The 11,692-nt window shown below is 69.8% G+C and carries 7 protein-coding genes; 2 read left to right on the top strand and 5 right to left on the bottom strand.

Annotated elements, in window-relative coordinates:
* Window positions 1-170 precede the first annotated feature (170 nt).
* A complete protein-coding gene (locus tag ACFVAE_RS10885) occupies window positions 171-1,139 on the top strand; it encodes a LysR substrate-binding domain-containing protein (RefSeq protein ID WP_378891656.1) in 969 nt (322 codons plus the stop codon).
* On the opposite strand, the gene ACFVAE_RS10880 is transcribed toward ACFVAE_RS10885, so the two are convergent.
* Together ACFVAE_RS10880 and ACFVAE_RS10875 are read right to left on the bottom strand one after the other, a co-directional pair.
* Window positions 1,097-1,759 carry a GntR family transcriptional regulator gene (locus ACFVAE_RS10880; protein WP_378891654.1) on the bottom strand — a complete coding sequence of 221 codons (663 nt, stop codon included), beginning with the start codon at window positions 1,757-1,759 and terminating at the stop codon, window positions 1,097-1,099. The genes ACFVAE_RS10885 and ACFVAE_RS10880 overlap by 43 nt on opposite strands.
* A gap of 133 nt (window positions 1,760-1,892) precedes the next feature.
* Window positions 1,893-3,320, bottom strand: coding sequence for a CCA tRNA nucleotidyltransferase (locus tag ACFVAE_RS10875; protein WP_378891651.1), 1,428 nt, complete (start codon window positions 3,318-3,320; stop codon window positions 1,893-1,895).
* Window positions 3,321-3,389: 69 nt separating this feature from the next.
* On the opposite strand from ACFVAE_RS10875, the gene ACFVAE_RS10870 reads away from it, so the two are divergent.
* The gene (locus ACFVAE_RS10870) at window positions 3,390-5,156 is read left to right on the top strand and encodes an alkaline phosphatase family protein (RefSeq protein ID WP_378891648.1); all 1,767 of its coding nucleotides are present in this window, start codon (window positions 3,390-3,392) and stop codon (window positions 5,154-5,156) included.
* A gap of 72 nt (window positions 5,157-5,228) precedes the next feature.
* On the opposite strand, the gene ACFVAE_RS10865 is transcribed toward ACFVAE_RS10870, so the two are convergent.
* From ACFVAE_RS10865 to ACFVAE_RS10855, 3 genes are all read right to left on the bottom strand, one after another.
* Complete coding sequence (locus tag ACFVAE_RS10865; protein WP_378891645.1) at window positions 5,229-10,097, bottom strand: lamin tail domain-containing protein; 4,869 nt, start codon at window positions 10,095-10,097, stop codon at window positions 5,229-5,231.
* A 137-nt stretch (window positions 10,098-10,234) separates the two neighbouring features.
* On the bottom strand, window positions 10,235-10,531 hold the full coding sequence (locus tag ACFVAE_RS10860) for a hypothetical protein (protein ID WP_378891642.1): 297 nt from the start codon (window positions 10,529-10,531) through the stop codon (window positions 10,235-10,237).
* 101 nt (window positions 10,532-10,632) lie between these two features.
* Entirely contained in the window at window positions 10,633-11,691 is a 1,059-nt protein-coding gene (locus ACFVAE_RS10855) for an LLM class flavin-dependent oxidoreductase (RefSeq protein WP_378859599.1), read from the bottom strand.
* Between the last annotated feature and the right edge of the window lies 1 nt (window position 11,692).

Raw genomic sequence — 11,692 nt, 5'->3', positions numbered from 1 at the left:
TGTGAGGGCCACGCTCATGATCAGTCCTCTTTCACCCCGGGGTCCGGCGCCCAGGAGGAAGCCGGGGCCGGTGTCTTGTGCCCCAGTGTGCCCGGGCCCCAGCCTTAAGCGAAAGTGGCAGAATCTCACCAATGCAGTGAACTCATACTTCACAACGGAGGATACGATCCATGCTCGATCTGCGCCGGATGCGATTCCTCTACGAGTTCCAGCAGCGCGGCACCCTGTCGGCGGTCGCTCGAGCGTTCTCATACTCCCCGTCGTTCATCTCGCAGCAGATCGCCATGCTCGAGCGCGAGGCCGGCACCGCACTGCTGCGCAGGACGGGGCGGCGCGCGCAGCTGACCCCGCAGGGAGAGCTTCTGGCGAACAGGGCCGCGGACATCCTGGACCGGATCGAACGGGCATCCGCCGAACTCAGCGCACACGCCGACACCGTGACCGGCACCTGCCGGATCGCCGTCTTCCAGTCCGTCTCGCACACCGTGCTGCCGCGCGCGATCGCCGATCTGGCGCAGCACCACCCGCAGCTGCGGGTCGAGCTGGTCGAGCGCGAACCCGAGCAGGGCCTGTTCGAGACCGCCGCCCGTGAGTTCGACCTCGTCATCGCGGAGCAGTACCCCGGCGTGCTCCGGCCCCGTCGCGCAGGGCTCGATCACGTCACCCTCGGGGCGGATGCCCCGTACCTGGTGACCCCGCGCAGCGGCCCGCTGCACGTCACCGGTCTCGCAGCGGCGGCGGAGCATCCCTGGATCGCCGAACCCCGCGGCACCGCGTCTCGCATCTGGCTCACCCAGTTGTGCCGCGCCTCGGGTTTCGAGCCCGACGTCCGATACGAGACGAACGACCTGGTCACCCACCTGCGGATGATCGAGGCGGGTCAGGCGGTCAGCATCCTGCCGCAGCTGATCCTGTCATCGGTGCACGCGGATGCCGCGCGGCAGCGGCTGCAGATGACGTCGGGGCGCGAGATCTTCAGCGCCGCACGCGAGACGACCGCCGACACCCCGATGATCACCGTGGTGCGGGAGGCGCTCGCGCGCGCGTTCGCCGTCGCGATGGCGGGCACCCGCGCGGAACCCGCGGGCGCGGAGGGTCAGTCCGCGGCGGGCACGGCGGGCGCGTCGCGCAGCACGTGATCGCGCATCAGGGCGGACAGGCCGGCGGAGTCACCGTCCATCAGCCGATCCAGGATCAGGTGGTGCTCCGTGGCGGACTGCCGCAGCTCGGGCGTTCCGATGCGGGAAGCCAGGCAGCCCAGTCGTGTCTCCTGCCGCAGCGTCGTGGCCAGCTGCAGCAGTCGCCGGTTGTCGAGCAGCGCCAGCACCTCGAGGTGGAAGTTCCGGTCGGCGTCGAGGTAGCCGGCGAGGTCGCCCTGGTCTACCGCCTGCACTCCGAGGTCGGCGAGCGCGCGGAACTCCGCGATCCGCTCCCGCGGGAAGTCCTGGGCGATCGCGGCCACGGCATCTGACTCGATCCAGGCACGCAGGGTCGTGATCTCCCGCGTCTCGCGCTCACTCATCCGGGTGATGCGGAAGCCCTTGTTGCGCACAGGCTCGACGAAGCCGCGGTTCTGCAGGTTCACCATGGCCTCGCGCACCGGCGTGGCCGACACGGCGAACTGCGCCGCCAGCGACGGGACGGAGACGAGCGTCCCCGGTGCGAGCTCACCGGTCACGATGGCCGTGCTCAGCATGCTCTCGACCTCGTTGCGGAGGTTGCCGTGCCCGTCACCTCGGGTCGTGCGTCTGCTCTCCACGGCGCACCCCCTTCTTCACGACGCGATCTGCCGCCTTTTCCTGCGCGCGTGCGCGTGCGTGCGGCACCGTCGCCGCACTCTCGGCACTTCAGCATAGATGAGGGCTCCGCGCCGGGGCTCTTCATCCACAGCTTCAGGCGCGCGCGGCCCACCAGTCGCGCAGGCGCTGCTCCGCGGCATCCGGGCCGACGACGCCCTCGTCCAGCCGCAGGTCGAGCAGGAAGCGGTACGCCTCGCCGACCTCGCGCCCCGGCGCGATGCCGAGGATCTGCTGGATCTGGTTGCCGTCGAGCTCCGGACGGATGCTGTCGAGCTCCTCCTGCTCGCGCAGTTCGACGATCCGGCGCTCGATGTCGTCGTACGCGCCCGCGAGGCGGGCGGCCTTGCGCTTGTTGCGCGTCGTCACATCGGCGCGGGTGAGGATGTGCAGCCGCTCCAGCAGATCACCGGCATCCCGCACGTAGCGGCGCACCGCGCTGTCGGTCCAGGCGCCCTCGGCGTAGCCGAAGAAGCGCAGGTGCAGTTCGATCAGCTTCGCGACGGCGTCGATGGTGTCGCCGTCGAAGCGCAGCGCCTGCAGGCGCTTGCGCGCCATCCGCGAGCCGACGGCGTCGTGGTGGTGGAACGTCACCCCTCCCCCGGGCTCGAGCCTGCGGGTGCGGGGCTTGCCGATGTCGTGCAGCAGAGCCGCGATGCGCAGCGCCACGTCGGGCTCCGCCCCCGGGTTGCGCGACTTCTCCAGTGCGATGGCCTGGCGGAGCACGGTCAGCGAGTGCTCGTAGACGTCCTTGTGGTGGTGGTGCTCGTCCACCTCGAGGCGCAGCGCCGGCACCTCGGGCAGGAAAAGGTCGATCAGACCGGTGTCGACCAGCACCCGGATGCCGCGCACCGGATCGTCCGTCTGCATCAGCCGGATCAGCTCTCCCTGGATGCGCTCGGGGCTCACGATCCGCAGGGTGTCGCGCAGCTCCTCCATCGCACGACGGGTGCCCTGCTCGATGGAGAACTCCAGCTGGGCGCTGAACCGCGCGGCGCGCAGCATCCGCAGCGGGTCGTCGCCGAAGCTGACCGCCGGGTCGATCGGGGTGCGCAGGACGCCGGCGACGAGATCCTCGACGCCGGAGGTCGGGTCGACGAGCTTGACCTCCGGCACCTGCAGGGCCATCGCGTTGACGGTGAAGTCGCGGCGCAGCAGGTCGCCCGAGATGTCTTCGCCGAACTCGACGACCGGCTTGCGGGTGGTGCCGTCGTAGCTGTCGTCGCGGTAGGTGGTGATCTCCACCTGCTCGCCCTGCACGCGGGCGCCGATCGTGCCGAAGGCACGGCCGATGTCCCACTGGGCAGTCGAGATCGGCGTGACGATGCGCAGGATGTCGTCGGGGCGCGCGTTCGTGGTGAAGTCGAGGTCGTGCGTGGGCCGGCCGAGCAGCGCGTCGCGCACCGGGCCGCCGACGACGGCGAGCTCGAAGCCCGCCTCGGCGAACGCGTCGGCCAGGGTGCGGACGACCGGATGCGCGGCGAGCGCGCCGAGTCGGGACAGGCCCTCGGCCATGTTGAGCATGGGTTCCAGGGTACCGGGGCACGGGGCGGGATCCCCCACCGCGCGCATCGGCGCCCCTAGGATCGGCGCATGGATGCGGAAGACGCGGTCCCGGAGGCCGAGAACGCCGAGCCGGATGCCGCGCAGCGGCGCACCTCCCGTCGCGGGTTCCTGAAGCTGGGCGGCGCGGCGGTGGCCGGGGCCGCGGTCGGCGGAGTCGGAGGCGCGGCGATCGCGACCTCGATCGCGCAGCGCGACGAGCGGTTCGAGGCCGACCCCGACTTCGTGCCGCTCGCGCCGCGGCATCAGCCGGGCTTCGACCACATCGTGGTGCTGATGGGCGAGAACCGCTCCTTCGACAACCTGCTCGGCTATCTGTACTCGAAGGACGACCTGCCCGCCGGCGAGACGTTCGCGGGTCTGGCGTTCGGCGAGCATGCGAACACCGCGCCAGACGGCACCCGCGTGCCGGCGCACGTGTACTCGGGTCCCACCGATCGAATCATGAGCTTCCCCGACCCCGATCCGGGCGAGGAGTATCCGCACGTGAACACCCAGCTCTTCGGCACGGTCGACCCGCCGGGGAACGCGACGGTGTCGGCGGAAAGGATGAAGGCGCCGTACAACGCGCCGAAGCAGGCGAAGAAGCCGACGATGGACGGTTTCGTCACCGACTACGCGCATCACCTGACCCAGCTCGGCCGCGGGGAGGCGCCGTCCACAGAGAAGGTCTCGCACATCATGGGCTCGTTCTCGCCCGACATGCTGCCGGTGCTGTCGACCCTCGCGCGCGAGTTCGCCGTATTCGACCACTGGTACGCGGGGGTGCCGTCGCAGACGTTCTGCAACCGCTCCTTCTTCCACGCCTCCACCTCGCACGGCTTCGTGACGAACCACTTCGAGGGCGGCTATGAGAAGTGGCTCACGGCCGATCCCGCGCCGACGATCTTCAACCGCCTCGAAGGCGCCGGCAAGTCATGGCGCATCTACTTCGACAAGCTGCAGATCGTGTCGTTCACCGGGTTCATCCATGCGCCCGTACTGGAGAAGTTCTGGAAGACCGACCGCTTCGGCACCATGGAGGACTTCTACGCCGACGCGAAGAACGGCACCCTCCCGGCGTACGCGTTCATCGAACCGCGGATGATCTACGACCACAACGACTTCCACCCGCCGTTCGGCACCCTGCGCGAGAGCGCGGTCGACGGCACGACGTTCGTCGACAGTGCCGAATCGGATGTGCGGGCCGGTGATGCACTGGTGCACGACGTCTACTCGGCGGTCCGCCGCAGTGCGTCGGCGAAGGGCTCGAACGCGGTGAACACCCTGCTGCTGATCACCTTCGACGAGCACGGCGGATGCTACGACCATGTGCCCCCGCCTGCCGCGACGCCGCCGGACGACGCCGGCGCCGGCGAGATGGGCTTCGGCTTCGACCGACTCGGATGCCGCGTTCCGGCGATCGCGGTGTCCGCCTACACCGCACGGAACACGATCATCCATGACGAGATGCATCACGGGTCGGTGATCGCCACGCTGAACCGGCTGCACGGCTTGGAGCCGCTGAACGCGCGGGATGCCGGCGCGAACACTCTGCTCTCGGTGGTGAACCTGCCCAAACCGCGTCATCCCGCCGACTGGCCCGAGACCACCGCGGCGTTCACTCCCCCGAACCCGGAGGCGACCCCGGCGCATCCGGCGCACGCGAACAGAGACAAGCCGCTCACACCACCGGCGCAGGGCGTGCTGGGTCTTCTGCTCGCGAAGTCCGGCCTGCCGCCCTCCCGCATGCCGAAGACCTTCGCCCAGGCCTACGAACTGCTCGACGAAGAGGGCAAGGGACTGTTCGGGCGCTGAGGTCGCGCGCACGACGCCCCTCCCGAATCTCGCGATTCAGGAGGGGCGTCGGCGCAGGGCGGGTGCCGCTGGTCAGCCGACCCGGCGGTCGCGTCGTCCTCGGACGACCAGGATGCCGCCTGCGGCGAGCGCGAGGAGAGCGCCAGCGCCGAGTGCGATCGGCCAGGCCGTCGAACCGCCGGTGGTCGCCAGGGCGCCGGACGACGAGGAGCCCGAGCCCTGGGCGTCGCCGCCCTTGCCGCCCGACCCGTTGCCGTTGTTCCCGCCGCCGTTCCCACCGCCGTTGTTGCCACCGCCGTTGTTGCCACCGCCGTTGTTCCCGCCGTGCTTGCCGGTCGCGGTGAAGGTGCGGACCTCGCTGTACTCGACTCCGCCGTAGGGGCCGGTGGTGCGCACGTACCAGCCGTGCTCGGCCGGAGCAGCGGCGGCGCGGGCCACCGCCTTGCCCTTGGCCGGGCCGATGCCCTTCCAGGTCACGGAGGTCTTCTCACCGCTGACGACGTCCTTCACGCAGTCGATCTGGTTCGTGGTGAGGATGTCGGCGCGGAACGAGTCGGTCGACAGGGTCTTCGCCACCGAGCGGATGCCGCCCGCGGCGTAGGGGATCTCGAACTCCTGCATCCCGGCCGGGCTGTTCAGCGACGCCTCATCCGAGTCGAAGTCGTCCAGCGAGGGCGAGTAGGTGCGCACGATGATGCGGCCCTTCTCGTTGTCGAAGTGCAGCAGGCGCAGGTAGCCCTGGCCGCCCTCCGGCAGCGCCTGGTAGTCGAACAGCATCGAGGTGACGGTGCGGTCGGCGACGCCGTCGCCGTCGTCGTCGAACTCGTCCAGGCGCGTGTAGGCGTCGTGGTAGTGCCCGGAGCCCACCGCGATCACATTCGCGTTCGGCGCCACGACCTCGTCGTAGATCCGCTGCGGGAACGGGCCGAGGCCGCCGGTGGTGAGCATGTACTCGTGCAGGTTGATCATCACCTTGCGCTCCGGGTACTGCCGGATGACCTGGTTCATCCAGGCGATGTCCTCGGAGTTCGAGGCGGTGTCGTTCGGATCGGGCCAGCCCATGTAGAGCATGAGCAGGTCGACGCCGTCGGCGCTCACCAGGTCGTAGTGCCCGCGGTTGTCTTTGTAGGAGCCGCCGTACCAGGGGTTCTTCGCGAACCGCTTCTCGCCGAAGTACGAGCTGTACGGGCCGTAGTTCCCCTCGAAGTGGCCGACGTCGTGGTTGCCGGCCAGTACGCCGTACGGCATTCCCGCGTCGTCGAGAATCTTGTACGCGTCATCCGCGTTCTGCCACTGGTGCTCCTCGTTCTGGTTGTCGACGATGTCGCCGGTGTGCGTGACGTACTGCAGGTTGAGGTCGTCGCGCTGGTCGACGAGGAACCTGTTGATCTTCAGCTGGTGCTGGTACCAGGCATCCGTTCCCCCGGTGCCGGCGCGCTTGCCCTCGTTGCTGTTGTAGTACTGTGTGTCCGACTCCCAGGCCAGCGTGAAGTCGTACTGGTCGCGCGGCGTCGCGCCCTCGTTGTACGGCGTGACCTGCGAGTCGCGGCCGCTGAGGTCGGTCGCGGCCCACCCCTCGGAGTGCTGCACCAGGAACGTGATCCTGCCGTCCTTCGCATGGCCGGCGACGGGCACCTGCGCCTCGAGGGTGAACGAGGTGGGTGCGCCGCCGGTGGTGACGTGGCGATCCACCTCCTGCCAGCCGCCCTTCACGTCCTGCACGTAGAGCAGCACCTTGGCGTCGGCGTTCGCGGAACCCTCCCAGGCGACCCTGGCATCCGATCCGTCCTTCGCGCCTGCGGGGACGTCGATCGTGAACAGCTGATACGGCATGGCGGTCTTCGAGGTCTCCGCGACCTCGATGCCGTCCATCCGGGTCAGCTTCGCCAGGTCGTCGGCGCTGAGCGGCTTCGCGTCGCCGCGGTCGCTCGAGCGGCTGTCTGTCGTGGTGCCCGTGGCGACCTGCACGGCAGCATCCGTGGGGACGTACCGGTAGCCCTCCGCGAAGCACAGCTCGAGGCGGTCGTCGACGTTGGAGCCGGGGCTGGCGACCAGGTCGACCTTGTCGGCGTCGATCTTCGCGCCGTCGGCCGGGCTGATCAGCGTGGTGTGCGGCTTCTCGTCCGCCGTCGAGAACGCGATCGTGCTCGTGGAGCTGTTGCCGACCCTGTCCTTCGCGGTGATCACGGCGACGTGGTCGCCGGGCTCGAGAGTCAGCGAAGAGGTCTTCAGCGGCAGCGTGATCTCCTTCTCGTCGAGCGTCGCGCTGACGCTGTCGAAACCGGAGCCCTCGTCGGTCACGGCCGCGTCGATCGTGAAGTCGCCGCGGTACTGGCGGCCGTCGGTGATCGTGCTGTCGATGCGGGGCGCGGTGTTGTCGACACGCACGGTGCGCGTCGCGGTGCGCTCCCCCTCGGATGCCGTGACGACGTGCTCGCCGTCCGCGACGGTCGTGGTGTCCCACAGCGTCGAGACCGAGTCGAAGGCGTCCTCGGGGATGTCGAAGGTGAAGAGGATGTAGACGAGGTTCGCGTCGCTGAGCGCGATACGCTCCGCGGCATCCGCCGGGCACGCCCGCTCGACGGGCTCTTTGCCCTCGCCCGCTCCGGTGCAGAGCGTCGGATGCAGCACCCGGCCGTCCGGCAGCACGAGGCGCGGGTTCATCATGACGAAGTCGTCGTTGTTCTCGTCGAGGTTCGGCTCGGGCCAGGCCTTGGTACCGGCGTACACGCCGAGGGTGAGCTTCTCGCCGCGGACGACCTGGTCCACGGGCACCTCGGCGTCGACCGTGACGATGCGGTCGTAGTAGCCCTCGTCGAAGATCTTCAGCACGTCGTCGCCGAGCTTGAGACCGTTGCGGAAGAACGAATCGGTGCTGGTCGCCTCGATCGCGAACCTCGGCGCCCTTTCGAGCGACGGGCGGGCGTCGCCGAACGGCGTGCCATCGACCCCGGTCGTGAGTTTGCCGGGGTCGCCGTCGGTGGTGCCGACGATCGGCGTCTGGGCGTTGACGTACTGCCCGTCGGCCACGTTCAGCCGCACGGGCTCGATGGGCGAGTCGTCCAGCACGATCCGCACCGGGCCGAGCGTGGTCTCGAGCATGCCGTCGCCGGCGGTGACCGAGTACTCCACCCAGCGCTTGCCGTACACGTCGACGGCCGGGATCGAGTAGAGATAGCGTCCCGCCGCGCTGAAGGTGAGGTTGCGCTGCTCGGTGCCGCCCAGGCTGTCCTTCAGCGTGAGCGTCACCCGGCGCACCAGCACGTCGTCGGTGATGTCGAAGCCGAGCTCGATGCCGCCCGAATCGGGCACCTCGGACCCGCCCGTGAGATCGACGATCTTCGGCGCCGTCCCGGCATCCGGGTAGGGCACGAACGACGGCGCGACCTGCGCGTCGGTCACCTTCCCGGGCGTCGGGGCCGCAAGACCCAGGATCGCCTGCGTGCTGCCGGCCGGATCGGCCGGAGTCCACATCGTCGCCGGGTCGGCCGGGTTCCACACGTACTGGATGGCGGTCGTCGGCGTGGTCTGCGCGTCATCGAAGTAGAAGGCGCGCGAGACCACGTGGCCCGACTTCGTCTGCAGCTGCAGGCCGCGGGATCCGCCGTTGGCCATACCGCCGGATGCGATGGTCAGAATGCTCTCGCCGAGCTTCAGGTCGCTGCCCATCGCCGTGTTGAAGTCGGCGACGGTGAGTCCGGCGGCCACGACGGCCGGGTTCTGGATCCACAGCACCAGCGTCCCTCCGGCGGCGATCGTCGGCTCGCCGGGACCTGCGGGCCACAGGGTCGACGAGAGCGCCTTCGGGCTGGTCAGGTCGTTGTCGGTGGTGAGGTAGGCGAGCACGTAGTCGCCGAAGTCCACCGGCTTGTCCGAGGCGTTGTAGACCTCGATGTACTCGTAGGCGTCGGAGCCGGCGACGTTCGCGGTGTCGGGCGCCACCTCGGTGATCTGCAGCAGCGGACCGTCCGAGTCGGGGTCGGTCGGCTTGGTGAGCGCACTGGTCACCTGCGCCACGGTGATCGTGCCGGGCGTCGGCGCGGCGGCCGCGCCGGTCACGTCGTAGTCCAGGAGGCGGGCATCCGGGCTGCCGATCAGATCGGGCACACCGAACTGCGCGTTCCACGGCGTCGAGCCGTTGCCGTCGTCGGCGGGCACCCACGCCCGGCTGAGGGTCTTGCCCGCGGCATCCGTCAGGCTGAACCCGCGGTTGCCGCTGTTCGCGAACCCGCCCTGCGGGCCGAAGCGGAAGACCGGCGCGGCGGCATCCGTCAGGCCGTAGAACGCGCGGAACTGATCCTTCGTGAGCGCCCGGCGGGGGTCGCCGTCGGCGTAGTTCATCCAGAACACGGCGACGCCGCCGGCCGGGATCACTGCCGGGGCATCCTCCTCGCCGTCGAGGTGGATCAGCGGCTGCACGGTGCCGGCGTTCCACTTCGACGTGTGGTACCTGACCTGGATGCCGGCGGCGTCGAGGTCGATCGGCTTGTCGGTGGTGTTCGTGACCTCGAGGTACTCGTACTCGTCGGCGCCCGGGTTGTCACCCTGGATCTCGGTGATCACCAGCGGCCAGTGCGCGCCGGCGTTGCCGTCGGTGCCCGCGACCGGTGCCGCGGCCCTCTCGGTCGGGGCCGGGGCCGGTGCATCCGGCGTCTGCTCCGGCGCGGGCGCGGTCGTCTCGGCGGGAGCCGGGGCGGTCTGCTCGGGAGCGGGGGCCTGAGTCGGCTCCGGCGCGGGGGTCTCGGTCGGGTCGGCCGTCGGAGCCGGCGCCGGCTCTGTGGGGCTCGGCTCCGGCGCGGGGGTCGCCCCCTCGCTCACGCTCGGGTCGTCCTGGGCGTAGGCCGGAACGGCGGATGTCGGAAGCGCGGCGGCGCACAGCGTCGCGGCGACCACCGCGGCGAGCGCACCCGCGCCGGCGCGGCGGAGAGCTGTGGGGAGCATGACGGAAGAGACCTGTTTCGACGAGGAGTTGCGGCAGACGTGCCGCTCTCTGTCTAGGGATCTCAGGTGACCCGCAGGTGTCCGTCAGGCGACGCCCGCATCCCGAAAGTGAACTCTCGGCGAACGTCGCTCCGAGATCACCAGACGCCGGGGGTCTCACCTTTGGCCTCGGCGAGTTCGCGCTGGCGGCGCTTCACCTCGCGGATGAGCAGCAGCGACAGGACGAGCGCGCCCACCACGGCGACGCCGAGGATCACGAAGATCCCGGCGTCGGGATCGACGAGCTTCAGCACGTAGATCGCCACGACCGCGAGCGCGAGCACCAGCCCCTCGACGATGGCGAAGCGCACGAACAGCTTCTGCTGCCGCTGCATGGCATCGCGGTTCGCACGGGCGATGCGCCCTTCGATCGAGGTGTCGTTCTCGGCATCCATGGCGCTCAATCTACGTGTGCTCCACCGCGAGACACCACTTCCCGCACGAGAAACCCTGCGTCAGCCGGTTTCTCGTGCGGGATCTGGTTTCTCAGCGGATGCTACGCGACGGCGTCGCCCTGCACCGGGCCCTCGGTGTTCGGCTTCCAGCCGAGCGCGGGGGCGACGTGCTCGGCGAACGCCTGCATCACGTGCAGGTTGTACTCCGGACCCAGCTGGTTCGGGATGGTCAGCATGAGCGTGTCCGCGGCCATGACGGCCTCGTCGCGCTTCAGCTGCTCGATCAGCGCATCGGGCTCGGCGGCGTAGGTCTTGCCGAAGGTCGACCGCAGCCCGTCGATGATGCCGATCTGGTCGTCACTCTCCTCGGAGCGCAGCCCGAAATACGCGCGGTCCATGTCGTTGATCAGCGGGAACACGCTGCGGCTCACCGATACGCGCGGGCGGCCGGTGTGCCCCGCCTCCTTGTACGCGGCGCGGAACAGGTCGATCTGCTCGCGCTGCAGCTCGTGGAACGGCTGGCCGGTGGCCTCGGTGACGAGCGTCGAGCTCATCATGTTCAGGCCCATCCGCCCGGTGCTCTCGGCGGTAGCGCGGGAACCGGAGCCCCACCAGACGTGGTCGCGCAGGGTCGGCGAGTAGGGCTCGACGTGCAGGTACCGGCCGGCGCCGGCCATCCGCGGGTCGGCCGGAGCGAGCCGCTCCCCCTCGATCGCGCGCAGGAACAGGTCGAACTTCTCGCGCGCCATCACGCTGCCGCGCTCCTCGTCCTCGCCGTCGTGATAGCCGAAGGTCTCGTAGCCGCGCAGCGCGGTCTCGGGTGAGCCACGGCTCACGCCGAGCGCGATCCGCCCGTCGGCGATGAAGTCGAGCGCGGCCGCCTCCTCCGCGAACTGGAACGGGTTCTCGTAGCGCATGTCGATCACGCCGGTGCCGACCTCGATGCGCTTGGTGCGGGCAGCCATCGCCGTCAGCAGCGGCATCGGCGACGCCGCCTGCCGCGCCCAGTGGTGCACGCGCACGTACGCGCCGTTCACCCCGATCTCGTCGGCGCCCTCGGCGAGTTCGATGGTCTGCTTGAGCATGTCGCCCGCCGTGCGGGTCGCCGAACCGGGCACATCGCCGTAGTGCCCGAAAGAGAGGAATCCGAAAGCCTTCACG

The organism is Microbacterium sp. NPDC057659, from assembly GCF_042799915.1.
GTDB lineage: Bacteria > Actinomycetota > Actinomycetes > Actinomycetales > Microbacteriaceae > Microbacterium.
Note: the sequence above shows the minus strand (reverse complement) of the source record. Positions and strands in the feature narration are given on the sequence as shown.